Here is a 25,986-nt window from a genome sequence, read left to right as displayed (position 1 = left end):
TAAAGATTATGGGAGAAGGACATCGCTGCCCCTCTCCCGTTCCAAAACAAAAATCCTTATGCCAAAGCCTGTCCTCTGTCCTTATTCATCTGACGAGGCTCCCTGGTTGCCTCATTCTTGGCAACAATGTCTTTCTTCTGAGCAAGTCTTTCCTTAAGGGAAGGACGCTCCTGCTTCTTTTCCTCTTTTGCCGCAGTCTTTACTACAGCAGTTTCTTTTGAAGCCTCGGTTTCCTTTGCCGCAGCTCTCTCCTCTGCCTTGTCAGCACGGAAAAGCTCATGCTCCTTTGCGTCATAGGCATATACGTGATCGGAGAGTCTTTCCTCCGGTGCTACCTGTGTGGCATTCACATCCTGCACCATGCTCTCCAGTGTCTTAAGATCCATCTGGTCATTCTTAGGTACGATCAGCACCTCATGCACACTCGAAGGTAAAATGAAGTAGTCCTGACCCAGCTTCTCGGTGATATCATCCATGACCTTATCGTTAAGGAGAACTGCCGCACCGTTAAGCTTATCCTCATTGGAAAGTACATACATCATCTCATCAGGTGTAGGCGGGATCATACCGGCGATGGCCTCCCTTGCCTCTTCCTCAGACATTCCGCTTCGCATCATATCGGGAAGCATCATATCAACCATGGTCTCCGTCATGCTCTTAAAGGTTGCCGGAGTAAGTGTGTCCATGTTATCGAGGGCAATCTGATGAAGCTGTTCTACATCCACACCGTATCCTTCCATGAGCCTGTTGGTGATAGGAGCAGACATATTGCCGCTCTCTTCTTTGCCGATTGCGATATGGTATGTAACAGCCAGGTCATCCACCATGGTATGAGGCTTATCTGCAAGATACTCCGCATTCTGCTCTGCATTGATAAGACGGCAGGTGATACGATCCTTCACGCTGTCAAAATCCGTAAGCCTGCTAACATCGAAATCCTGTGACATCTCATGCTGAGTGCGGACATCTGCGATTGCAGCCAGGATATCATCCATAGGTCTGCCGTCCTCATGCTGCTCATAAAACTGGTTAAGGTAAATGTTGGGAGCGATATTGCTGTCCTCAAGCTTTACCATAAGACCATCCAGCTTCTGATCATTGTTCTTTACAACGGTCTGAATGGAAACATCCGCATTTTCATACTTCTCAGGCAGAAACTCCTTGATACGGTCTGCCACTTCCTGCTTAAACTCTTCGTAATTCATGCATTTGTTCCTCCCTTCATCATAGCTTCCTTCTGCATCTGTGCCTTACGCTCCAACTTCTTCATGCCCTGCATATAGGCTGTGAAGCGGGCTTTGCCGCTTGTCCTCTGCTTTTCTGCAACCTCTGTTGCGATCACGTTGTTATTCTGCATCTTCTGTAACCTCCTCCATATAGTTAAAATAATCATCACAGAAATCCTTGTTTTTTCTGTCCTTGTACTTCTTTACTGCATAAACGACGGCGGAAACAATGGTTCCTGCCGCCGCAATGCCCAGTAATACCTTTACTGCTTTCTTCATGTTGCTCACTCTCCCTTCTTCTTACGCTCCGGAAACTCCATGGAAAACTTGAACTGGAAACCGCTCCTCTCTTCGCCATCCTTATTGGTGTAGTCATACGCCTCCACACCTTCAGGCTTAAGAAAAGCATCGTAGCTCTTGCCCTTCTTGCTCTTAAGACCTTTCATAAAGATCTTTTCTCCTGCAAGAAGCTTCTTGATCTGCTCCTCGTCAAGCTTTCTTCCCATGGCATAGCCAAGGCTCATGCCGCACTTCTCGGTGCAGTATGCTCCATACTTGCCGACAACAACATCTCCGCCACACTTAGGGCATTTTCCGATTGCTTCTTCTGAACCAAACATCTTCTTTTCCTCCTCGCTTACGCTACTGTATGTTTTTATCAAATCAGTTACCATGTCCTTAATGCCCTTAATAAAGGCATCCGCACTCATCTCACCCTTGGAGACAAGGACAAGTGCGTTTTCCCAGTCCGCCGTCATCTGCGGAGATTTCACCGCATCAGGCAGGATGGTTATGAGCTTGATTCCATCATCCGTGGGAACCAGCTTTTTCTTATCTCTTTTGACAAAACCGTCTTTTACCAGCTTCTCGATGATATCCGCTCTGGTGGCAGGTGTGCCGAGACCCTTACGCTCTACATCATCGTCCATTTCCGAAGCACCGGCAGTCTCCATATACTTAAGGAGCGTGTCTTCCGTAAAAGCTTTTGGTGGCTGCGTGAAGCCCTCCACCACTCTCGGATTCACATCACGGAATGACTGTCCTTCCCTTATTACTGGAATAGGCTTTTCTTCATCTTCCGCATCAGTCTTTACCTTAAAGCGGTTCCTGAGCATCTTTTCATACTTCTTAAAGCCTTCGGATATGACCGTCTTTCCGCTTGCATGAAACTTAAACCCATCACAGTCAAGTTCCACCTTTACACCCTTATAAATGTGCCTCCCGGATGTAGCACACAGAACACGATATGAAATGAGGTAAAGAATCTTCTTCTCTCCCTCTGCAAGTGCATCCATATTTTGTTTGCCTATTTCCATCGTGGGAATGATGGCATGGTGGTCTGTGACCTTTTTACTGTTTAAGACTCTGCCGATATCCGGCGAATAATCCTGCGGAATCTTTAATATGCTTTTAAACACCGCTCCGATCACATCTTCCGCAGTCTGTCCCATATCATCGGATAAAAACTGGCTGTCCGTCCTCGGATAAGTACAAAGACGCTTTTCATAAAGGCTCTGGGTATAATCCAAGGTCTGCTTTGCCGTAAATCCAAAGATACGATTGGCATCCCTCTGCAGGGTGGTAAGGTCATAAAGTCTCGGCTGTGCGATACTCTTTTCCTCTTCCTCCACCTTCGTAATACGCACCGGGTTAAATACGGCACATCCCTCTACGGACATTGCCTCATCTTCGGTCTTGAACTTATCGGATACCGCTTCCATGCCATTTACATCTATATGGCAGGTATAAAACGGCTCTTTCTTAAAGGTTCGGATTGCTTCGTCTCTGTCCACAAGCATTGCAAGTGTAGGAGTCTGCACCCTTCCGACTTTCAAAAGTCTGTTATAAAGCACCGTGAAAAGCCTTGTACCATTGATACCCACAAGCCAGTCAGCCTGTTGTCTGCATAAAGCACTCTGATACAGGTCGTTGTACATATATCCGGGTTTCAGATTGGCAAAGCCTTCCCTTATGGCACTCTCTTCCATGGATGAAAGCCATAAACGCTTGATGGGTTTATCACAGCCTGCCTGCTCATATACAAGTCTGAATATAAGCTCGCCCTCTCGTCCGGCATCGGTAGCACAGATAGTCTCATCCACACCTTTATCGTGCATGAGCTTCTTAAGTACCTTAAACTGGGCTTTTGTATCCTTTTTGATCTCATACTGCCAGTTCCCCGGCATGATCGGGAGCGAATTATACGACCATTTCTTTAGTGCAGGATCATAAGAATCCGGCTGTGCCAGCTCGATAAGATGTCCTACGCACCATGAAATGATATAACCGTTTCCCTCGATATAACCGTCCTGTGCATTCTTTACGCCCAGTGCATCCGCATAGGCTCTGGCCACACTGGGCTTTTCAGTAACCACTAACTTGTATCCCATAGCAGCCTCCTTATAAAGAAGCTTCCTTTGACTTGGTGGCAGTCTTCTGAGGAGCATCGTGCTTCTGCTGTGATACTTCCGCCTTTTTCTCGGAAAGCCTGTCCTTAAGAGATTCTCTCGGCTTTTCCTCCTGTTCCTTGCCTCTGGACTTATAAAACTCCACCATGCCCTTCAGATCTCTGTTGGATACCTTGGTCTTTTCAGTCTCCCAGATCTTTTTTCCATCTGCGCCCTCACCGACGCAGTGATCCTTGCGTACTGTGGTATGGCCATCAGCAGGTAGCTTCATCCACATGCCCTTACCATACTGATCCTCATGCACCGCATTTGACCTTGCTACAAATGTTGCCCAGGGACTATGATCATTTTCATCCTTGTTAGGAATAAGGATCTGCTTATACTCCTTGCCGTCCTTACCCGTAAAAGGCTCTCCGACACATCCCTTGCCAAACTTGATGGTGATCTCATCCATCTTCTTTTTTTCTGCTGTCTGTTCCATAAAACTCATTTCTCCTTTCAAAAGATGACGGAGAGGTTATCCTCTCCGCCGTAAATGTGTTTATTCATCTTTTTCTGATACATCTGCTGCGCTCTCCTCTTCCGTATCAGCTATTGTTGCATCTTCCATATCCTCCGCCGTAGGAGCAGGTCTGTCTTTCTGTTCTTCTGTAGGTTCAGGATAATCTGCCGCATCATCGGCATTATCAAACCAGGCGTCATTAGGATCCTTTTCCTGCTCATCCGCATCGTCTGCATATACTTCCTCTTCGGCTTCTTCATCTTCATCCTCGACAAAATCGCCGTCCTGCTTTTTCTTAACTACCTTGAAATAATATGCAGCCCCGATCACACCGCCGCCAAAGATAGCCATGATGATATATCCCAAAATCGGATTGCTCTTAACAGGCTCTTCCGGCTCCTCTTCGGCAGGCTCTTCCGGTTCAGTCTCCTGTGGTTCCTTCGGTGTCTCAGTAGGAGTCTCAACTTCGTGGGTATCGTCGATATCCGTATTGTTATTAGGCAATGCGCTCTCCGTCACAGGGATCTGCGATTCAAGAGCCGCTGAGTTCTTAGGCAGAGTCTCCGAATTATCTGTTGTTACATTAAGCAGGTCATTCTCCGTGATCTCTGTCAGGAAATAAACCATCTCCTCCTGTCCGTCACGATCAATGATCAGATAAAAGACCTTGCCGCTTGCAGCTTCGATGGTATAAAACTCTTTTCCAAGGTTCATATCCTCGCCGTTCTCTCCATCTGATAAAGCAGCCTCCTCTGCATCAGCCTTGGCAAACTCGGCTTTTTTCTGCGCCTCGGGAGATGTATTGGTGCTGGTTGAGGTACTTGTAGTGCTTGTCGTATTTCCATTACTGTCAGTCTTTGTGTGATCTGTAACCGTTGCGGTCGCACTGGAAGGCTTCGTAGCCTCCGCACTTGCAGGAAGCTGTTCTGCCGGATTACTGTCATCATCAGAGTTAGGATCCTTGTAGTAAGGATTCTTTGTCTTATAAACCTCCGATACATTCCCGGCATTATCCATGGCTGTGATCGTGAAATACTCATAGCCTGCATCGAACTGGGAAAGCCTGATATTTACGGTTCCGTTCGTAACATCAGTAAACTCATATCCGTTCACATAGATAACCTTTACGCCGGAGTCATTATCGGATGCCTGGATAGTGAGAAGTCCGTCCGATACCGCCGCATTCAGCGTAGGCTTGCTTGTATCAAAGCACTTGATGGAACGGCTTCTCTCATAGCTCTTATCATTAGCATCCGTCACAAGCACATATACGGTGCAGTTCTCGGAAATCTCAAGGAACATATCCTCTGTTACATCGTTGTAGCTGCCATTCTGTCCGATCTTTGCTTTCACGGACTTTATGGCAAAGTTCCCTGTATCAAGGATATCTTCGACCTTAAAAGTGACCTTTGCAGATGTACCGCTTGAGTACCATCCCGAAGGAGTATTGATCGTAATCTTTACGCTCGGCTCCTTATATGCGCAGTCCTTATAGTTCTGACTACATACAGGGCAGTCCTTGTTGTAATCATACTGGCTGCACTTGTGGTCACAGATACACTCAGGTTCCGGCTCAGGTGTAGGTTCAGGAGTCGGTGTGGGATCATCTTCTCCAGTCTCACCACCGTCCTCACCATCCCCGGATTCATTTTCGGAGGCGCTGTCTCCTGTGTTGGAACCATCCCCGGCACCGGAATTATCCCCGCCTGTAGGATTCTCAACTGATGTATCTGTTCCATCTTCAGATGAACCATTATCCGTTGATCCGCTGTCTGACGCATCAGCACTTGATGACGAATCATCTGTAGTTCCTGCTTCATTACCTGTCACGCTCTCTTCGGCATATACCGATACCGCCGTGGAGCTGTTCGCAATGAATGCCCCGACCGGCAGTGCAAATAGCATCACCGATAAGATCAGCGATGCAATAATCCTAACTGATAACTTTCTTTGCATTTTCGTTTGTCTCCTTTTCATTTTCTGCATGAAAGGCCCCGCCTTCATCGGGCGGGGTCTGTTTTGATTCCTTGTCCCTTGCAGCTATCATGTCCGCAACCTCTTTTTCAGAAAGGCTGTTAAATAGTGCCAGCTGCTCTGGTGTTATATGTTTCTTTCTGATGATCTTCATCGCTTCCGCATCATCCGCTTCCTGCTCAAGTCTCGCCCAGTATTTTTCACGCTCGGTGTAATACTCTTTCTTCTCGGCGGCATGAATGCGGTTTTTCTTGATTGTTTCTCTTTTCATCTTGCCTCCTTATACTTAATGCCCTGGAACTCTCGCAAATGAATAGAAATGCGATTGCCAGTATGGTGTGTTGATGGAAGAGTATTTGATTGGATCGCCTGCGTGTATCATCTGTCCATTGCCAGCATAGATACCGACGTGGGTTACAGGATTGCCGGAATTGTATGTACCCGTAAAAAAGATAATGTCTCCGGCTCTCGCTTCTGATGCACTGATCGGTGTACATTGGTTATAAATACCCTGCGCCGTGGTTCTTGGCATGTTGCAATAACCGCTGTGAGTAAGCACGTAACATACAAATCCCGAACAGTCGAAGCTCGTTGACGGGTTGCTACCGCCCCATACATACGGGTATCCGAGGTAGTTCTCCGCTTCTGCTATAAGTGCCGCTACATCGCCACTGCCACCAATAGGATCTGTCGTACCGTAAATGGATCCGTTACCGTTTTCAAAATAGAAAAGCGGATTATAATACTCTCCATCCGATAAGCACTCCAGATGTAAGTGGCTTCCCGTTACGGCTCCCGTACTTCCGGTCTTACCTATAATCTCTCCATGCCTTACTGTCTGCCCTGCGCTGACATTCATACTTTCAAGATGCGCATACTTCGTAGTAAAGCCTTTTGAATCCGTGATCACGATATAATTCCCATAATCATCGTCATAGGCTGCCGTGGTTACTGTTCCGTCATGCGCGGCATAAACCTCTGTCCCTTCCGGTACTGCGATATCAATACCCCTATGAAACTGGTTCTCTCCGGTGATAGGATTCTTCCTGTAGCCGTAGTAGCTCTTAATCAGGCTGTACCAGTCCGTATCAAGAGGCGTATAAAACTGCTGAAGCGCACCATTGGTCTGCTGATATGCCGCATAAAGCGTACTTGCATCATCATTCCCGGTAAGACGCTCCGCTACGATATCCTCCAAAGGCTTACGGGTAAGCTCCACATCAAGGATCGTTACGGTATATTCCTCTTCCACTTCTTCCTCTTCACCGGTTTCCTCATTCGTAACAGTTACCGTGCGGGTTCGTGTCTCTTCCCTTGGTGTAAGGGTCAGCTCATACATCTCATCAAAAAGCGATTCGATCTCCGCATCACAGTCCGCAGCCACCACATCAACCTTTATGGCTGACAGGTAATTGATCAGCGTAAAAGGATTATGCCCGATCTCTTCAAGGTTATAGTTGTACTCGTCATAATCGGGATAATCTTCCTCAATACTGTCTATGGTGTTCTGCAATGCCATTTCCCTTGAAGTCATAGCTTCATCCGATGCATCAAGCTGAGCTGGCTGACTCTGATAGCTTCCTGCCATGGTTGCCGACAGGCCACCATTAAGTACAGCAGAACAGCTTGATATACCTGCGGCAATGAGCATAAAAAAGAGTCCGAACAAGCCTATTGTCGCTATCGCTCCGATATGCTTCCTTGCGAACTCTGCTACCTTTCTTGCCATATTTGTGGTTGTTGTTGCCGCTTTTTTTGCATATCCGGCAGCCTGCTTTGCCTCAGTCGTCCCTTTCTTAAGTGCCTTGGCATACTCACGCTTGATACGCTGCTTCTGCAGACGCTTCTGTATGGCTTTCTTTTTGACCTCCGGGTTTTCCTCCAAATACTTTTGATATCTGAAGTTCACCTCCGCCTTGAACTGCTTCTTTTCAAGAGCCGCTACCTTATTACTTCGCTTTGCCTGTACGCCATGCTTTATATTTCTCGCATGAACGATAACGGCTTCACCAGCCTCTTCTGTCCTGTGGGCAGCTTCAACACCGGAGTTATCCTTTTCATCCTCCGATATCTTGTCATGCACCAGTCCCTGTGCTTCCATCATCGCCCTGCGGTTTGCGGCAGTTATGGGATTATCTGACTTCGGCTTTTTTAGTACCTTATTGGTCTGAAGCTCATAGGTTACTTTCCCGGTCTTTTCATCGAAATGCCGTACCAGCTTGTACTCCTTGCGCTGCGGCAGCTTCTTCCTTGCCTTTTGTGCTTTAGCACCAGCCTTTTCCGCTTTCTTTTCAAGCATCTCAAGCTTATGGCTCTTTGCCGTTTCAGCACCTGCTTCTTCCACAAATCCGGTCTTTCCATGGAAATCTCCATCTGACTGTATGAAGCTATCCTTTACCCTTGCACGGCTCTCATGCTGCCTGTGCTTACGGAGTGCCCTTGTTTCCTCACGCTGAGAAGCATACTCGGTATTTTTATCATCTTCATTCTCATGTTTTTTAAAGAATTCCTGATTGACCTTTCTGCTCTTTTCTTCTGCCTGGGAAACCGTATTTGCAGGTGCAGCATTAAACATCTCCTGTGCTTCGCTTACGACCTTGCCTTTGTGAGCATTGCTCTTTACCTTTCCATCAGCGGATCCCGTAGGACCCGCCCGTGCTTTCTTAAAATCACCAGCATCGGCTTTCGCATCAAATCCCTCGGGTTTAGCCCTGGTTATATCCGATACTGCCTTCCTTGCCGTATTATTCTTTTTCTTCGCCATCCGCATCATCTCCCTTGTCAGCAGTATGTTCCTCTTCCTCCTGTGGACGAGTGTTCATGATCGCATACGTCTTGGTATCTGTCGGATATCTGTCCGCAAACGGAATGACCACATCATTAAAAAGAATGAGTCCGCATCCGGATTCAGAGTTTGTTACATACTGGAGCTGCTTCTCAGAAAGTCCCAGCTTGTCTGCCAGGATCACCTGATCCTTTGCGTTCTGGTTAAGGAGATATACAAAATCGCTGTTACCAAGGATACCCTCGATCTCCTCCGAACGAAGGAAGTCTCCCACGTTCTGCGTCAGACCTGTAGGAATACCGCCCCACTTTCTGAAACGCTTCCAGATCTCCACTGAATACTGCGCTGTCTGCTTATCTCTTAAAAGCAAGTGAAACTCGTCACAGTAGTAACGGGTAGCCACCCTACGCTCACGGTTACGGGAAACCCTGTTCCATACCGCATCCTGCACGATCAGCATTCCCAGTTCTTTCAGCTGCTTTCCAAGGTCTCTGATATCAAAGCAGACAATACGGTTCTGAGAATCCACGTTTGTCCTGTGATTGAAATAGTTCTGAGAACCATGTACATATAAAACAAGGCTGTTTGCGATACGCACCGCCTTCTGCTTTGCATCAATGGCAAGCTCCTCTGATACTGCCTTATCCGGCTCATACTTAACCAGTGCGTTATAAAGATCTTCCAATATCGGCATATTCTCCGGTCTCGGGTCTTTGAAATACTCATCATAAATACCCTCAATACAGCGGTCGATGATACCCTTTTCATCATTTGCAAGACCTGTCTCCCCGCCTGCGATTGCATCACAGAGCGTGATTAAAAAGTCTGACTTAAGCTTAAGTGCCTCCCTGTCATTCTTATGTGAAAGCTGTATATCCATCGGATTAAGATAATCCTTTGAATTGGTCGCCAGCTTAACCACCTCACCGCCAAGTGCCTTTACAAGCGGGTAATACTCGCCCTCGGGATCACAGATCAAAATGTCATCCCTTGATACAAGGAAACTTCCAAGAATCTCACGCTTTGCAGAAAATGATTTACCGGAACCGGGCGTACCTAAGATTACGCCGTTCGGTGTACGAAGCTTCTTACGGTCTGCCATGATCATGTTGTTGGAAAGGGCATTCAGTCCGTAATACAAAGACTGTCCCGACTGGAAAAGCTCCTGTGTATTGAACGGCACAAGGATTGCCAGGTTCTTTGTGATCAGATGCCTGCCCTCCTTCGTTTCATTGATGCCTATGGGAGCTGCGGCATTCATAGCCACTTCCTGCTTGTACTGAAGGTCGATAAGCCTACAGTTTGCCTGCTGAATGATACCCGACACCCTCTGTGATACACTCTCCAGTTCCTTCTTGTTTCTTCCAAAGCTCGATATCAGGATTGTTGTCCAGATTAGCTTCTGATTACTGGTATTCAGATCATCCAAAAGCTCCATGGTGTTTTTCTCATACAGAACGATATCCGTAGGAAGAATGTCCATGTCATACCCGGCTCTGACTGCTTTTTTCTGCTCGTCGATCTTTGTTTTCTGAACATCCGACAGTGCTCTTTTTAAGAGCTTGATCGCTTCTGTAGGCTCAATGGTTCTCATGTGGATAGATATGGAGATATTGCTGTCTATATCCAAGAGCCTTTTTAAAAGCTCGTCATTCAGTTTCGGGGATATGATGTCCAGATACTTTGTAGCTCCAAACATATGCCCCATCTTGTATCTGCCGGGGAAACGGAACTCAAAGCCCTGCGGTGCGATATAATCCTTAACCGTATTGCCGGACTCCGCCATTTCCTTAAATGAAAAACGGAAAGGCTCCATCTTATCCTGATTGAAAAACTCATACAGGACTCTTAAGCGTTCCTTTCCGTCAAGGCACTTCGCATTGGTACCAAGGTTTTTGAGGTTCTTTATGATATCTGCCTCAAGGCTTATGAACCTCTGCCTTGCTTCCTTGATATTCTCTGCTTCAATGCCGAAAATGATATATTTGCTCTTGATGACTCCGTTATTTCCCTTTGCAGACAGGCTCTTTAACATATCCGAAAACTCCTCACGGATATCATCGAACCTATCTCCCTGGGGAGAGATCTCAAACTGTGCCGCCAGTGTCTCCTCATTCACATGTCTGTTAAAGAGGAATATCTGAAAGTTGATGGTCGGATCAAAATAGTTTATGAGCTGTGAATACAGCCCCAGTATATCCGCCCTTTCTTCCTCATCCAGAAGCACATAGTTTAGATCATAAAACTCGATCATCTTCGTATAATAATTCTTTCTAACCTTGCAGATGCCATCCTGGTACATCTTGTCAAAGGTAATGGTCTGCTGTGTGGAAATCTGCTTGCCGGACTGACCATTATCTCCGGAGAGCGTTTTCTTAAGCTTTTTCAGCTTTAAGAACTCAGCAAGCGTAAGTCCCGTGAATCTCTCAAACAGCGACTTGCCGCTTTTCTTACTCTGCACGGCTTTTGCAGGCTTATTTGTCTGCTTCACGCTTTTCTGCGACTTTGCCGTAACGCTCTTCTTTCCACTTTTTTTGCTTGCGTTCAAGAGCTTCCACCTCCTTTTCCATAGATTCTCTTTCTCTTAACTGCTCGTAGAGGTTTTCCACCTTGTACCTTCTTATCCCGGGCCGGATGAATTTCATCTCAATGACCTGCTTCAGATACTGCTCTGCAGGCACTCCGTCCTTTTCATACATTGCTATAAAGAAGAACGGGAGCATGACTGCCACCATCATGAGGGCAGCCACGTCCGTCCCGATTACCTTTCTTGTCAGAAGATAAAATGGTACTCCCACCACGGCAGCCGCTCCAAAGCAAATGACCTGACGCTTTGTGAAATTCCCGATGAATTTCGACTTGATCGCTTTCGGGTCCTTTGCCACATCAACTGCGATTGCCATGTTTTTAGTCACCTCCGTTCTACGACGCGTGAAGGATGCTCTTCGCAAGTGATCCGGTCTTAAACAGGGAGAAGCACAGGACAACGGTATAAGCCATTACCTGCCAAAGTGCTGAGTGCAGATTTGAAGCCACTGCCACAGCATTTACAAGGACTGCGTAGATTGCCACGCAAACCATAATGAAAAATCCCTGAAAAGCCAGTGCTATGCATCCTTTGATATAGTTGGATCCGATGCTTCCCCACTCCCTGTTCACAAGGGTTGCAAAAGGCATCGGTGCTACCGAAACATAAAGATAGATTTCAATCATGCGCCCGTATAATATGACGGTGATCAAAACGGACATGATCTTCATACAAAAGCTGCAGAACATCGTTTCTATGCCAAGACCTATCAGCTCGCCTATCTCCATGGTTGACAGCTGTGACGAAAACATTGACTGAATCGTGGCTCCCACATCAAGGGATGTGGAACCTGTGATGGCACTGGCAGCTTCGCTTACCATGTGACCGCCCACATCGAAGATCGCCATAACGATATCCGAGGTCTTGCTAAGAAGCATTACTGCTATGCAAGCCTTGAAAAGATATCTGAAGAAAAGGCTCGTATCGAATTCATGCATGTTGTTCTTGTCTATTACCATCGTTATCAGCTCATAACACAGCACATAGGTTATGATGATCCCGGCTATCGGTATGATGACCGTATCTGACAGGTTTTTGATCATATTGAAAATACCTGCGTTCCATGCGCTGGGAGTCTGGCTAACCTCTCCGGCGATTGTTCCTACCTTTGTATTCACATCGGTAAACATACCTTCGAGGTTAGACATTACCCAACCTTGCAGCATTTCCTTTATGAGTTCGGTAATCTTTTCAACGATAGTGTTCATCTATCGTGATCTTCTCCTTATGAGAAGAGGGTTGTAAGCTGAGGGATCACCGTCTGGGCGATGATTACGATACCTCCGCCCGCCATCAGCTGCTTGATTCCCTGTGATTTTGCACCGGGGTTATCGTTACCATAGCCCTCCAGCAAGTTGATGATTCCCCATACGGCTACACCTGCGCCGATGGCGGTTACGACAGTTTTAAGGGCAGTTACGCTATTAGTAAAAAAAGCCATGATTCTTGAAACCCAAAAAATTTTACTCTTGGGTTATCCTCCTTCCAAATGTTTGATATTGTTTACTGTTCTTTTGGAAGGCATAAAAATACCCTGCTTCATCTATACTTAATATGTGCGACTGTCGCACATATCTGATAAAATGAACGCAGGGTCTGGTTATGCCATTCCCACTTGGGGCAGATGATGATATTTGCTTGGTAGGCGCTCATCGTCTGCTTCCTTTATGGATGGAATCCGCATCAGGTTTGTCCTAAAGGATCCGTTTAGCTTCATCCTATGAAGTTGTAGTTTCGGTCTTGGCTCAGGTTTGGGATTTCTCCTCCGTCTCGCCTTTGACCTGTTCAATTTTTCCTGTTTCGGCATCATATTCAAATGCCGCATCCATCTTGTCATCCGATTTAACTACCGCATGACAGAGGTTCTTGACATATTTTTCAATGTCAAATTCGTTTTTCTTGTCATAATCGGACAGCTTCTTGTACTGCTTATGCTGCGTTATATCGTATTTGTCTGAGAAAAAAGGTCTCACGCCTCTCAGCTGCATGATACATTTCCCACCGTCCATGACTGCTATCTCATCCTGACTCATGAGTTCTTTTCCGGTCTTTTGGTAATTCAGACCGTAGGACTGGCTTGTACCTCTTGTGTCCGAGGTATTATATAGGTCAATGGTTTCTTTACCGAGGATCTCTGCCATTTCTTTCAAGGTCGTCTTTTCCTTGCCTCCCAAAAACAGGGTTGTGTCGCAGTTGCCTTCGATGGTGTCCGCATTGTCCTTATAAATAGCCTTGAGCTGGGACTTTGACTGTAAAATAATAGAAGCAGATATTTCACGCGATCTGATGGTCGCTATCAGCTTCTCAAACTTTGGGATCTGGCCGATATTTGCAAACTCGTCCAAAAGACATCGCACATGAATCGGCAGTCTCCCGTTATAAACATTGTCAGCAATCTCGCAGAGCAGGTTAAATAGCTGGGTGTACATGATACTTACAATGAAATTGAATGTATCGTCTGTATCAGAGATGATAACAAACAATGCCGTTAGTTCCGTTCCCAGCTTGTCAAGCTCAAGCTCATCATAGCTTGTAAGCTCCCGAAGCTCTGCAATATCAAACGGTGCAAGCCTCGCGCCGCATGAAATCAAAATACTTTTTGCGGTCTTTCCGGCAGCTAATTTATATTTTTTATACTGACGTACCGCAAAGTGGTTTGGATCCTTCGCCTCAAGCTCATCAAAGAGCAAATCCACCGGATTCTTGAAGCTTTCATCATCCTCCCTTGCTTCACTGGCATCAATCATATCGATGAGCATGGAAAAATTCTGCTCGCTCTCAGGGGCTTCATACCAGATAAAGCCGATGTATGCCGTATATAACAGCTTCTCGGCTTTCACCCAAAAATCTTCCCCGGACTGCTGGCCCTCTCCCTTCGTGTTTACTATGATCGTGTTTACCAGTTTTAAGATATCCTTCTCACTACGGATGTAGGCGAAGGGGTTATAGTGCATGGAACGTGCGAAGTTTATTGTGTTCAAAACCTTTATTTTATATGGCTTGTAGATGATTTTCCCTTTGTCATCTCTCTTGATATTTCCATCATCATCGACATCCGGAATGCCCTTTTTAAGCATCCTCCCGCACTCAACCAAAACCGTGCCTTTCGGGTCGGTAACTACATAGGAACTATGCATCTGCATCAAATTCGGCTTCACGAAAAAGCGGGTCTTGCCGCTACCACTTCCACCTATGACCAGGATATTTTTATTCCTGGCATACTTGGGTGAGCTTGGTCTGCCCGACATCATCAGCCTCTCCGATGCTGTTAAGATGATATTGTTCTCGAATACCGGATCCATATATGGCTCGATATCCTTTGCATTTCCCCATCTTGCGCTGCCATACTCCACTCCGTGTCTGAACTTTTTGGCGTTCTTCGCCTTGAAATACACAATCAGACGAAAGCCAACTCCACACGCTACTCCAAAAAGCAGATCCATTGGATTGAAACTCGGCAAAGGGTTGGCAAAAGCCTCTCCCAGCCTTGAAGCTGTATCCATAAGCCTTGGGAAGAGATCTCCCTCGACCTGTCTGAACATCCACGCTGACTTATCACAGAAATATCCTACGATAACATAGGGGATGCTCATACGGATCAGCTTATTCTTATCCGTGCCTTTCATCTTTTTCCGCAAGGATTCGGGTATGTTCTTTAAATCTTTTATGATTCCGTCTACTACCTTACTCATAGGCTCTGTCCCCGATCCTTGGTTTTTTCTCTGGCGCGTTCCCTGTTCATTGTTTGAGTCCAGAGTTCCTTATAACGGTTCAGCCTATCCCTTACGGATTCACGGTTCTGCCTCTTTTCGTTTCCATGCACAAATTCTTTGAATGCCATCGCAATCACGTCGGCATCCCTGCCCTTGAAGAAAACAACATACTTTGGCGGATCCACGGTCTTGTCTTTTTTCACGGCAAAATCAACATTGTACTTCTTCGCAACACGCTCAAAAGATTTGATGTTATTCTCCGTTATTTCCATGGTATTCGCACCCTGATCCTTGCCCATGAGCTTCTTTACGGAAATCTTTCCATGCCAGTTAGCCTGTTTGTTCTTAAGGTGATTCAAATAGGCAATCATGGCTTTCTTAAGCACATCGGCAGTCAGTTTGGAGGTTCTGATCACAAGGGCAATAGATTTTTGTGTTACTTCTTCCTGCATCATTATCCTCCTGTCTTTCGTTTATCTTCCGGTAATGTTCACAGCCAGGGAGGCACCAGCAGCCTCCGCAGATATATTTTTCTCATATAGTTCCTTTCCTCCGGTCTCCTGCCGGATAATAATCTCCATAACGCAAAAAGGAGCAGCCTTTACGTCTCCGAAGAGATATAAAAACTGCTCCTATCGCTGTATCTACTGTTTTGTTGTTCCTACCGTAGTAAATATATCGTATACAGATTTGCAAATACCATGCCGTTTTCAATCTTAAGATCATCCAGTAAAAGGCACTGAAAAAGAACTGCTCTGATTACATCATCATTCAGCCTGAAAAGCTCACTGTATTTTCCATAATCCGCCTGCTGTGTGCCTTCATCAGTGGCATGTGGTGTAACTTCATCCCATTCCATATTCTTTCTGTACTCAAGGCAATCCGCATAAAGAGAACGAATCTGATATTTTCCAAAATAGAAAGAATAGGCTTCTTTCCCATCATAGGTTTTCTTACATTTCTCCAGTTCATCATCTGCTATGGAAAAAGCGCATACATCAGTCTCTATCACGGTTTTTCCATTATAATCCGGCTTAAGCTTTCCGCCGTACCAGTTGATGTGCTGATAAATTTCTTCACGCCCGGTAATGAGCGCAGCTCTGTGAAAGTCTGTCTTGCCAAGGAATACATCCATATAGACATTGTTGGCAGACAGGGTATCGTTCCAGATGAGCTTTTTATGCTCTCTCACCCGGAGAAGATACTGAAGGATATTGATGAGACGCTCTCTGCTATCTATATCCCTGAAGCCCTCTACCGGAACCATAACACTGTCGAGCTTTAACGGCGTCGATCCCTTCTGAATTTCTTTTTCTACTAGCGATTCTATACTCTTTGCCATTCCATCCTCCCTTTTTCAAATAAAAAAGGCAGCTACAAGATCTCTCTCATAACTGCCCTATCGCTGTATATTTATCAAATAGATGTGGTCGGTCTGCTTTTACATCAATGCTTATTTCTATCCTCAGTATATGAAGCGCCAGTTCTATGGCATCCCCAAGTGCTTCATCTGAATCGTTGAGCCTTGTGATGCATACGCAGTCCTCAAACTCCTTATCTCTTTGCCTTAGAATACGGATCAGTTTTATTCTTGCGTTTTTGCATAGCTGCGTCTTCGCAAACTCCCATCTGTATCCGTCTTTTGTATTATAAAACGGTTTTGAGAATTCAATAACCGCATTCTTTTCCTTTATGTAATTTGCAAGAGGAATGCCAATCAGCTCTTCCTCATCTATGATAACCTCATATCCTGCCTGCTTTAAGTAATGCATCAAAAGGATATCGGGGAACTCCTTATCAAATTCTTTTCTGCATATATGGCAAGGCTCCTTATCAATGGCTCTGTCAGCTATTTTAGCCCGCCATCTGTGACCTCGACTACATCTCCACCAGACTATCCTCAAAGAATTCCGATGCACCTGTTCCGGGGAAATCATCGTATTACGATCATAGTCCCATTCAGATATCAGTTCGGGATCCGTGGTAGCAAGGTCATTCACACCGGCTACAACAACTCTGTCAGAGCATACCGGACAGGATGAACCCTTTACTCTGCTGTCTATGACTGCCCGCCATTCATAACCGCATACACGGCACTTCCACCAGACATTTTCCCTGGACTTCGGAAATACTTCATCAGCCCTCTTTGGAGCATTTTTCTCTGACCACTCCTTGGCAAGTTCAGGATAATTACTGGCAAGATCATTGAAGCCCTTATAAAGCATGTGTCCTTCACAATACGGACACTGGCTCCCATAGTACCTGTCAGCTATCTTTGCTATCCACTCATGCCCTTGGATGCATCTCCACCATACGGATTTGTTGGTGCAGGATAAAACCATATCCGGCATAAGCGGATGATTTTTATCTGACCACTCGGATACAAGCTCAGGCTTCATCGTAGCAAGGTCATTAAAGCCTTTTAAGAGCTGATTGCTGTTGCAATACGGACAATCTGAACCATTAACTCTGTTCTTCACTATTGCCTGCCATTCATGTCCGCAGGAGCCTCTCCACCACACACGCTTATGTGATCCAATCGTAACATCAGATGGCATAAGGGGAAGATTTCTGTTACTCCATTGTGCGGCAAGCTCCGGACATTTCTCAGACACCGTTTCCTTCATGCATCACAACCTCCCCGTTATGACCTGTACGGTCGTTGCTACCGCTTTTATCGCAGCCACAATAGCCATAAAACCGCCTATGATTCCTCCAACGATACAATCCAGGGCTATCACACCAAGAGAGCCTGCAATGCCGTAATTCCTCGGTATCAGCCACAACCACATCCGTCTGATGCCGAATGGAAATCCTACGAGGATCCAGAACAAAAAGAAATCAAATCCTTCAGGTTTATTGCAGACCGGATAGCAGAACAGCACCATAAAGCTGATTGCCAGTACCGGCAATATAACTTTAAATATCATCGCTGATAATCTCTCACTCATTGGCTGCCCTCCTCATGTTTTCTTCGTCACTTGATAATTGACCGATTTGCCTTTCTTCAAGCTCCTGTATCTGTGCGTTTCTCTCAGCCTCCCTTTGACGAGCCATCTTCTGAGACATCTCGTACCATTCCTCTGTGTGCATATCGTGATGGACAAGCTGTGTGAAGTAATTATCCATCGTTGTCGGCGCATTAAAGAGTGATGCAATCATATACTTCCGCATATTGTGTATCTTGCCGAGATTCTCGGCTATCATCCCCATAACATACTCAACATGGCTTGCTGTCAGTGATAAGATTCTTTTACGAACAAGCCATTGGGGATACTCTGTTCCTCCAATATTCAGCGACTCTCTTTTTCCGGCTATGAGATCAACCATAACTTCAAACAGTTCGTCAAATCGGCTGTTATATTCTGCTCTGTACCTTGCAGACATTTCGTCGTAATAGATATTCTCCTTGATCTGTGCAATATCTTCACGTATCACATCCTCATCCCATCCTGAGTTATCCACAGGCGAAGCCGCTTCTGTAGTATTACCAGTAACCTGGATAAGATTATGATTAGGCTCAATAATATTTTTTAAATAATTATTAGGATCTATTGGTGCGGAATTTCCCACTTCAAGAACAAGGAAATCCCCATCTCTAGAGATTGGTTTTTCATCATTCAAGACTTCGGTTTTTCCTGTTTCAGAAAAAAGTTTTCCACAATCATCCGTTTCTTCAGAGTACGATTTTTCCGACTTCTTGCTGACAAAATTCTTCACATAAATGATATCCGGTTTGCCCTGCCCTCTACGTTTTTTCTCGATAAGTCCAAATTCTATGAGATTTTTCAGAGTTGACCTTGCTTTATCAGCACTGCAATCATGAAGCAGTTTCTGTATGGATTCCAGTGATCTTATGACATAGGTTTTTCCTGCCTCATCAACCCATCCGTTCTGCTTTGAAAATGCAACCTGCTCATGTAGAAAACCATACAGGATGCATTCTGCTAGACCTAAATCCAAGTAATCAGGATCCTCGAAAAACACTTTCGGTATCTTCAAGAATCGGAATTGTTCACTTTCTGCACCAGAATAGTAATCGTAATCGAACTTTGGCATTTTACACACCTCCATGCGTCTTACGGTAATCTGCAAGGAGTCTTACGATCAGACTCTCAATTTCTGCATCGCTTGCCTCTGCGGGGAAATACTGCATAATCACTTCATGCTTAATGACAACATTTCTTTCCTTAATACTGGCTACCGCCAACAGAGCGTGGAGTGCTTCCTTTGTGCAGCGTTTTTCCTGTGAGAGCTTCTTTATCTGCTGTGCCTGCGAAAGAGACGGAACAACATTATCCTCTTCCATGACTTCCATAAGAAGAAACTGCTCACTCGGAGTGATATATGATAACTCAACTGCCGGGTTGAACTTTATCTTCTTGTTATCAACCATTTCCAACAGCTGCGGCAGAAGCTCTGTGAGACGGATATACCGCTGAATAGTTCTTGCACTATCACTGTTACCATCGCTGAGTTGATTCACGCTCCATAAATTCTCGCCAACTTGGCGAGAATTATTTGATTCAGGTCTTCCCGCTTTATTCTGTCTTTTGATTGCATCAAGCTTCATCTTGTAAGCAAACGCCTTCTCACTCGGCAGAATCTCTTCCCTCTGGAGATTAGCGTCCACCATCGCAATCACAGCTTCATCATCGGTCAGATCCCTTATGATAACAGGAACCGTCTCCAGTCCGACTATCTCAGCCGCATGTTTACGCCTGTGACCGGATATCACTTCATAGCCGCCTTCAGGTCTATTACGAACCATGATCGGTACGAGGATACCGTTCTCACGGACGCTTTCAACTGTCTGAGCCATCTTTTCATCATCCAAGACCTTAAACGGATGATTCTGAAATGGGAAAAGCTCTCTGATTGGAACCTCAAGCACCTGTCCGGTCTGCTCCTGATCAATACCAAAAAGAGAATCCAGTCCTTTTAGCTGTACCCTGTCCGGAAGTGGTTTCTTAGCAGCCATACGCCAGCACCTCCTTTGTCAGTTCTTCAAACGCCCTTGCAACCTTGCACTTAGGATCATGCTTATATATGCTGTGTCCGTATGCAGTACACTCCTTTGCCCTTACGGACTCCGGTATCATCACATCAAATACCTTTATCTGACTGCCATAGGCTTCACGGAGCTTTTCTATGATATCTTTCTCATGGTTGGTACGGGTATTTACCTTATTGATAACGATGCCCTCAACCTCCAACTTACGATTGAGTTTTCTCTTTGTAGAGCCTATTGAAGCAAGTAGCTGTTGAAGACCTGCCATTGAAAGATACGATGCCTCCACCGGAATGATCACAGAATCCGCAGTTGTCAGCACGTTGATTGTCACAAGATTAAGGCTGGGAGAACAGTCGATTAGGATATAATCGTATTCGTCCCTGACGCTTGATACAAAAGCATCCAGCAGATGCTCTCTGCTGAGAGCGTTCATTATCATGTAGTCCATACCGGCAAGCTTTATATTGCACGGCATGAGATCCACGCCTTCATCGTTATGTAGAATATACTCCGCAGGATCTATCGGATCCTCATTTATCTCACGCTCTATGAAAGAAGCAAGAGTGTTCTCCAGTTCATCCGCATTATCTATACCGAGACTGGATGTTAAATTTCCCTGGGGATCAGCATCAATGACCAATACCTTTTTGTCATTCATGGCAAGACCAACGCTCAAATTGCTTGCCAACGCTGTCTTCCCGACACCCCCTTTTTGATTAGCTACTGCGATTACTTTAGCCATAACCGTTCCTCCTGTTCTTTTTTTATCTGTTGCCCTGCCTTTTGCGGGCTTCTATTTTTGTTCTTTTGTCCACATCCGAAAACACTCGGAAGATCTTGTTGGTTCCCTTATTCTTTAAGGGCTTGGATTGGCTTGTGACCTGGTACACCTTGTCTTTTTCCATGTGTTCCAGATAATCTTTCAGCTCGTAGGTCGGTCCCGAAACTCTTACTTTTAACATACTCGTTCATTCCTCCTCTAATTTGGTATAGTCTCTGTCTTAGTTCGGGAACGGTTATCATCATAATCGCTCTGCCTGCACCTATCGCTGTACTTATTTTCATGGCATCTCCTCCTTGTAAATGTATTTTTGACCATAACAAAAAGGACACTCTCAAAAGATTTCTCTTTTAGAAAGTGTCCTTAATTTTGCAAAATATTTGATTGACTACCCAAGGAGTAAATGCATTATCATGTACTGTTCTGCATCTACAATTGGAACTATTGTGGCACTTTTGTGGTACCTAAGTTCCTTTTACCACTTGAAACCCTTGATTTTACTGGGGTTTACTTGCTTGTTGACTTCAGTGTCGGGAACACCAGTTCGACATCTCTCCTCTTTCAGAATTGAAGCGAATTAAGGAGAACCAACACTTTAGAATTCTTATCAAATATGGATATATAGCACCATAGAAAGGAAGGATAGTGTTGTAATCGGTGTGTATATCCCTATTTTTCGTGGTCTTCTATTCCGAATCCCACTTTATAGTACTTTAGGTTCCTATTTAGACCTTATATAATCCGAGGACAACGCGCTCTCCAAAGCACATCTCGGAATCACTATTTATTACATACTCATTGTATCATTTTGGAAAGGATTTGTCACTATGTTTTTCAAAAAATCCAGCATTCATGCGGGTTTGGAGACTACACCACAACAAAACCTACTTTTTTGTCGTCTTTAATATGTATTGACTAAAACCTAACAACAACACGTCTCTTTTTTTATGCTCTGTAGTCAAAAAATCATTCGATAAAGGTATCAAGTAATCCGCAGCCTGCTCATTATCAAAATATAATCTTTCCCTGTAACTCTTCGAAGGTCTCAAGCTTCTTTTCTTTCTTGACCTCAGCATAGATGTTCATAGTCGTCGTTATATCTGAATGTCCCATTATAACTTGAATAACCTTGGGATTAACATCATTCTCACAAAGCCTTGTACAGAATGTATGTCTTAAATGATGACATGAAAAATCAGGTAAAAAGATTGGCTTCCTATCTTCGTATGCCGCTTTTGCTTTTTCCTCACTATTATAATGGACAATAGCACGATGAATAGCATGATTTATTGCTGTAGGAAGATATACGGTATGACTCGCTGTTGAGAACACAAATCCGGAATAGCCATCAATTTCTTCCTCACAGAATCCAATGCATTTTTGAAACTCATATTCATCAAGGAAAGCCTGATATACCTCATCAAACATTGGAATCGTTCTTATTCCTGCCTTAGTCTTTGTAGAATGGATACGCTTCCTTGTCTTGCGATTCTCATCAGGGCTGTCGGAAAAAGCATGTGTAATAGAGATTGTCCTTTCATCAAAATTCAAGTCATTCCATGTAAGCCCCAAAGCCTCTCCGATGCGACAACCTGTACCTAAAAGAACTGTAATGATAGGAACCCACCCTGCATACTCACGATTTCCTCTAAGAAACTCCATAAAATTCCTTTGCTCATCAACAGACAAAGCTTCTCTTTTTTCCTTCACAAAGTACTTACTCGCTTTTACCTCAGCCATGACTCCTTCAGCAGGATTCGTCCTTATCAAACCATCCCTTATCGCCATCTTGAACGCAGGAAAAAGGATTGTATTTACATGATCTACCGTACTTCCACTATATCCATCATTTTTTATCAAACCATAATAATATGTAAGGATATCAGTATACTTTATACTTATTATTTTTCTTTTACCAAAATCCTTTTTGATAATGTGATCAAAAAGGTATACATATACGCCCTTAGTGTTGGTCGCAAGATTATTTTTATTATCTAGGTACCTTTGAACCATATCGTTTACTGTGATTGTCTTAGCTTTTGCCGGATCAAGCCCGTCTTCATAATCTCTCTGAAGCTGTCTCTCCTTTTCTCTAAGTTCTACAAGGGTCTTTGAATAGATGTAATGCCGCTTCCCCAATCGGTCAGTGTAAGCATAACAATACTTTCCATCCTTTCTTTGAGACTCCCCTGTTCGTAACTGATAACCTTTGCTATCTTTTCTTGCCATAATCTTCCTCCTAAAAATTGGAGGAACAGTTGAATTATTTTCATTATAATCCGCACTGTTCCTCGCTTTCAATTGACTTTTCTTTTGATTGGTTATAGTGTTTTTTCTTTATATAAGTGATTGGACAAAAATGTATTTCATTGTACCAATCTGTTATAAAAATTATCTTTCTTTGAAATTCTCCAAAAACTCCTCGAACAACTCTGTATTGATCAAAACAACTCTCCCCACCTTGTAAGTAGCTCCTGCGTCCTTCGCAAACTTCCTCACCGTCTTATCGCATATAGAATAAAGCTCCACTGCTTCATCATATCTGACAAACTTCTTTCGCCCATTTTTTACCTTTTCCTCAAGATGAGGAATCTCCGCTCTGGTCTTTGGCATAGCACGTACCTCCTAAATACTTCCTTCCATATACATAACTACCTGTTTCATGAGCTTCTGCTTGATTCGAAAAATGCACTTTCTTGCTGATTCAACCGAAATCCCATTTGCATCTGCAATATCTCCCAACGGCGCATGTGACTCTATGCGACTCATAAAAATATCACGTTCTCTCGGTTTCAAGCTGTTAAGCTGAGCATTATACAATTTGTAATCCAGCCTCATCTGTCTTATAACAAATGCGTCTTTCTTGAACTCTTCTTCTCTATCTGTCCCAGTCAGTACTCCGTTGGAAAAATCACACCCCATCAGTGCGTCACGTATCAGAACATTATTGGTAGCTGTGTTTCCTGTAATATCACTGATTTTGTTATCCTGAACTCGGACTCCCAGATCCTCTATACCTCCTCTTCGATTGGAAGCCTTCTCCCTCTCGATGAGATATACAAGACCATCGATATGGCTATCGATTATTCCAAGAAAAGTTACAAAATTGCTACTGATCAACCTCACTCTTTCTGCAGCATCAGCCACAGCATATTGTTTTACCAAACTTGCCATTGTAAATCCTCCAACTAAAGAGGAAACAGCTGTATTCAAGAAATAGTTACCGGTTATTTCTATCTACAATTACATTCTATGGGCTTCTATGGCATGCAACGAGTCCCAAGATTATGACTCAGCGTCAACGCAGAATTGACTTTTCAAAGTTCCGAGCGCCCTCAACTGCTCCAAAGCAACTCTCTTAAGCTCAGGTCCCAGATTCTTAAAAGTGTTCATCATCTCCTTCTCTTCGAAAACATCCTTTATACATCCACACTCTTCTTCATCGATAAATATTGATGTCGGAACCTCCAAAGCCACGGCAACCCTCTTAAGCATTGATACCTTAAGTTCAAGCCTATCCTGTTCATATAAAGAAATTGTCTGCTTCTTGGTAAATACAAGCGAAGCCAACGTTTCCTGACTGATTCCTCTCTGCTTCCTGATAAATCTGATTCGCTCCCCAAGTGTCATCACATCAAATCTTTTGCTCTCATTACCCATATCTCCCCTCCGTTCCGGAGTCCCAAAACGGAAACATACTTAGCCAAGAGCAGATATATCAAGAAACAAAAATAGAGCCTGCAAAACACAATAGACCTAAGGTCAAAACCTTTCGGTATATTTCCGTTTTGCAGGCTCCTTCGATGCTACGTGCCACGCACGACTCTTTAAGCTCTTGGCAATACTTTTGATAAATGATGCTGTTCCTCGCTCAATGGCACTGCACTAGTCCATCAATTATCTCATCTATATGAAATTGTAAATATAAGGCTACTAATAAGCTTCTATCGCAAGCCCTAACAGCTCTTTATGATACCTATGAAGTATCTCGATCAGCGCTTCATTCTCATCTTTAACAATAGTAGTAACAAACCTTTTGGTCGCACAAATCCTGAGCACCGATCCGCAGACATCACACTTTTCAACACATGACGCGAATTCCGCTCGCATAATCTTATTTCCGCATACTGGGCAATTCACCCACAGTTCGCCTGTTTCCGGTATTTTAGTTTTCATAACCTTCTACCCCATACTCTTTCCACAGATTAAGGAAAATATTTCTTACAATAACCAATTGACTACCGGCCTTAATCTGTATGTCCACCCTACGCAAGCACTGTACCTACATAGTCAGATGCACGAAAGAAATGAAGAACTATTGTGCGATCATCCCTAATCTATTTTACTAAAACAACGTAAAAACAATCTTCTCCTTTCGATTAGAGTTTTAAAGGTTCGAAAAAAAAGAAGCTGTCACCAGCTCCCTTCATACTCGCAACTGGCTGACTCTTGTGAGTCCCTATAGCTTTGTGCCACCGGATTGCTCCAGCTTTACCCTTGGTATTGTTCTGTTCGAACATTTTTTACACTTTTATTTTAACCGAGACGCCCCTAAAAAGATACGGCAAATCCTACAAAATAAAGCAGTTTATTTTACCAATTTAGCAAAATAAAGCGTGCTCATTTTGATTGAAACATCTTTGCTAAAGGTGTATTATATATGCGAACATCAGTTCTTTTTCATTGAGGTTATTTGTTATGAGTAGAGTTATTGATAATGTAGACGTCATCTGCCAGCACAAGGCAAACGGAGAAGTTATTCCTCTTCGTTTTCGCATTATGAACGAAGACGGTCAGTATGAAAATTATACGATAAAAGGTTATAGAACCATTACCCATCCGGGGCCTTATACTACTCCGGACGGGCTCTATGTTTCTTATTCCACATTTGTTTTTGAATGTGTAGTTGTTGTGCTTGATTACAAGCGGAAGGTACGGTTATATTTTGAAACCCATAACAGTAAGTGGCGAATTGCGATATGAAACAACCTTCCAG

Annotated in this window: 27 protein-coding genes and 1 riboswitch; of the genes, 1 reads left to right on the top strand and 26 read right to left on the bottom strand. The window is 44.3% G+C overall.

What is annotated here, in order from left to right:
- Positions 1–56: 56 nt before the first annotated feature.
- From DL92_RS18255 to DL92_RS0104660, 26 genes are all read right to left on the bottom strand, one after another.
- Positions 57–1,205, bottom strand: a complete 1,149-nt coding sequence (locus DL92_RS18255; RefSeq protein ID WP_051212532.1) for a DUF5688 family protein — start codon at positions 1,203–1,205, stop codon at positions 57–59.
- Complete coding sequence (locus tag DL92_RS20965) at positions 1,202–1,357, bottom strand: hypothetical protein (protein ID WP_155244367.1); 156 nt, start codon at positions 1,355–1,357, stop codon at positions 1,202–1,204. Before DL92_RS20965 ends, DL92_RS18255 begins: the two co-directional genes overlap by 4 nt.
- Positions 1,347–1,505 (bottom strand): hypothetical protein, encoded by a 159-nt coding sequence (locus tag DL92_RS20960; RefSeq protein ID WP_155244368.1) that lies wholly within the window; start codon positions 1,503–1,505, stop codon positions 1,347–1,349. The genes DL92_RS20965 and DL92_RS20960 overlap by 11 nt, the downstream gene beginning before the upstream one ends.
- Before the next feature lie 5 nt (positions 1,506–1,510).
- Entirely contained in the window at positions 1,511–3,616 is a 2,106-nt protein-coding gene (locus tag DL92_RS0104775; RefSeq protein ID WP_026667054.1) for a DNA topoisomerase 3, read from the bottom strand.
- Between the two features lie 10 nt (positions 3,617–3,626).
- Positions 3,627–4,115, bottom strand: coding sequence for a hypothetical protein (locus tag DL92_RS0104770; RefSeq protein ID WP_026667053.1), 489 nt, complete (start codon positions 4,113–4,115; stop codon positions 3,627–3,629).
- A gap of 60 nt (positions 4,116–4,175) precedes the next feature.
- Positions 4,176–6,092, bottom strand: coding sequence for a CD1107 family mobile element protein (locus DL92_RS18250; RefSeq protein WP_081816832.1), 1,917 nt, complete (start codon positions 6,090–6,092; stop codon positions 4,176–4,178).
- The gene (locus DL92_RS18245; RefSeq protein WP_034468466.1) at positions 6,070–6,381 is read right to left on the bottom strand and encodes a hypothetical protein; all 312 of its coding nucleotides are present in this window, start codon (positions 6,379–6,381) and stop codon (positions 6,070–6,072) included. The genes DL92_RS18250 and DL92_RS18245 overlap by 23 nt, the downstream gene beginning before the upstream one ends.
- A gap of 15 nt (positions 6,382–6,396) precedes the next feature.
- Entirely contained in the window at positions 6,397–8,874 is a 2,478-nt protein-coding gene (locus DL92_RS21435; RefSeq protein ID WP_026667052.1) for a CD1108 family mobile element protein, read from the bottom strand.
- Positions 8,855–11,443: a VirB4-like conjugal transfer ATPase, CD1110 family gene (locus tag DL92_RS18240; RefSeq protein WP_330371025.1), complete on the bottom strand. Its 2,589-nt coding sequence runs from the start codon at positions 11,441–11,443 to the stop codon at positions 8,855–8,857. Before DL92_RS18240 ends, DL92_RS21435 begins: the two co-directional genes overlap by 20 nt.
- Entirely contained in the window at positions 11,370–11,798 is a 429-nt protein-coding gene (locus DL92_RS0104745) for a PrgI family protein (protein ID WP_026667051.1), read from the bottom strand. Before DL92_RS0104745 ends, DL92_RS18240 begins: the two co-directional genes overlap by 74 nt.
- Positions 11,799–11,817: 19 nt before the next feature.
- On the bottom strand, positions 11,818–12,690 hold the full coding sequence (locus tag DL92_RS0104740; RefSeq protein ID WP_026667050.1) for a VirB6/TrbL-like conjugal transfer protein, CD1112 family: 873 nt from the start codon (positions 12,688–12,690) through the stop codon (positions 11,818–11,820).
- A 17-nt stretch (positions 12,691–12,707) separates the two neighbouring features.
- Positions 12,708–12,923, bottom strand: coding sequence for a Maff2 family mobile element protein (locus DL92_RS0104735; protein WP_026667049.1), 216 nt, complete (start codon positions 12,921–12,923; stop codon positions 12,708–12,710).
- A gap of 304 nt (positions 12,924–13,227) precedes the next feature.
- Positions 13,228–15,174: a VirD4-like conjugal transfer protein, CD1115 family gene (locus DL92_RS0104730; RefSeq protein ID WP_155841024.1), complete on the bottom strand. Its 1,947-nt coding sequence runs from the start codon at positions 15,172–15,174 to the stop codon at positions 13,228–13,230.
- A complete protein-coding gene (locus tag DL92_RS0104725) occupies positions 15,171–15,647 on the bottom strand; it encodes a PcfB family protein (RefSeq protein WP_026667047.1) in 477 nt (158 codons plus the stop codon). Before DL92_RS0104725 ends, DL92_RS0104730 begins: the two co-directional genes overlap by 4 nt.
- Before the next feature lie 209 nt (positions 15,648–15,856).
- Positions 15,857–16,537: a hypothetical protein gene (locus DL92_RS0104715; RefSeq protein ID WP_026667046.1), complete on the bottom strand. Its 681-nt coding sequence runs from the start codon at positions 16,535–16,537 to the stop codon at positions 15,857–15,859.
- Between the two features lie 46 nt (positions 16,538–16,583).
- Positions 16,584–17,822, bottom strand: a complete 1,239-nt coding sequence (locus DL92_RS18235) for a zinc-ribbon domain-containing protein (protein WP_051625226.1) — start codon at positions 17,820–17,822, stop codon at positions 16,584–16,586.
- A gap of 3 nt (positions 17,823–17,825) precedes the next feature.
- A complete protein-coding gene (locus DL92_RS0104705) occupies positions 17,826–18,146 on the bottom strand; it encodes a DUF6050 family protein (RefSeq protein ID WP_026667045.1) in 321 nt (106 codons plus the stop codon).
- Positions 18,139–19,254, bottom strand: coding sequence for a DUF6017 domain-containing protein (locus DL92_RS0104700; protein WP_026667044.1), 1,116 nt, complete (start codon positions 19,252–19,254; stop codon positions 18,139–18,141). The genes DL92_RS0104705 and DL92_RS0104700 overlap by 8 nt, the downstream gene beginning before the upstream one ends.
- A 1-nt stretch (position 19,255) precedes the next feature.
- Positions 19,256–20,176 carry a ParB/RepB/Spo0J family partition protein gene (locus DL92_RS0104695; protein ID WP_026667043.1) on the bottom strand — a complete coding sequence of 307 codons (921 nt, stop codon included), beginning with the start codon at positions 20,174–20,176 and terminating at the stop codon, positions 19,256–19,258.
- Positions 20,166–20,951, bottom strand: a complete 786-nt coding sequence (locus DL92_RS0104690) for a ParA family protein (protein WP_026667042.1) — start codon at positions 20,949–20,951, stop codon at positions 20,166–20,168. The genes DL92_RS0104695 and DL92_RS0104690 overlap by 11 nt, the downstream gene beginning before the upstream one ends.
- Before the next feature lie 22 nt (positions 20,952–20,973).
- Complete coding sequence (locus tag DL92_RS20645) at positions 20,974–21,171, bottom strand: DUF3970 family protein (protein WP_081816829.1); 198 nt, start codon at positions 21,169–21,171, stop codon at positions 20,974–20,976.
- A gap of 827 nt (positions 21,172–21,998) precedes the next feature.
- A complete protein-coding gene (locus DL92_RS0104680) occupies positions 21,999–23,219 on the bottom strand; it encodes a tyrosine-type recombinase/integrase (RefSeq protein WP_034462090.1) in 1,221 nt (406 codons plus the stop codon).
- Between the two features lie 162 nt (positions 23,220–23,381).
- A complete protein-coding gene (locus tag DL92_RS0104675) occupies positions 23,382–23,603 on the bottom strand; it encodes a DUF6462 family protein (protein WP_026513616.1) in 222 nt (73 codons plus the stop codon).
- 12 nt (positions 23,604–23,615) lie between these two features.
- Entirely contained in the window at positions 23,616–24,164 is a 549-nt protein-coding gene (locus DL92_RS0104670) for a sigma-70 RNA polymerase sigma factor region 4 domain-containing protein (RefSeq protein WP_051563168.1), read from the bottom strand.
- Positions 24,165–24,275: 111 nt separating this feature from the next.
- The gene (locus DL92_RS18230) at positions 24,276–24,650 is read right to left on the bottom strand and encodes a helix-turn-helix domain-containing protein (RefSeq protein ID WP_034462092.1); all 375 of its coding nucleotides are present in this window, start codon (positions 24,648–24,650) and stop codon (positions 24,276–24,278) included.
- Positions 24,651–24,923: 273 nt separating this feature from the next.
- Complete coding sequence (locus DL92_RS0104660; RefSeq protein WP_026513614.1) at positions 24,924–25,166, bottom strand: hypothetical protein; 243 nt, start codon at positions 25,164–25,166, stop codon at positions 24,924–24,926.
- A 254-nt stretch (positions 25,167–25,420) separates the two neighbouring features.
- A riboswitch (cyclic di-GMP riboswitch) is annotated at positions 25,421–25,496 on the bottom strand.
- A gap of 192 nt (positions 25,497–25,688) precedes the next feature.
- Between DL92_RS0104660 and DL92_RS0104650 the strand changes: the two genes are divergently transcribed.
- Complete coding sequence (locus DL92_RS0104650) at positions 25,689–25,973, top strand: hypothetical protein (RefSeq protein WP_026513613.1); 285 nt, start codon at positions 25,689–25,691, stop codon at positions 25,971–25,973.
- The last annotated feature ends 13 nt before the right edge of the window (positions 25,974–25,986 follow it).

Source organism: Butyrivibrio sp. AE2005 (assembly GCF_000686965.1).
Lineage (GTDB): Bacteria > Bacillota > Clostridia > Lachnospirales > Lachnospiraceae > Butyrivibrio > Butyrivibrio hungatei_A.
The sequence above is the reverse complement of the archived record's forward strand: the minus strand, read 5'-3'. Positions and strand labels throughout refer to the sequence as shown.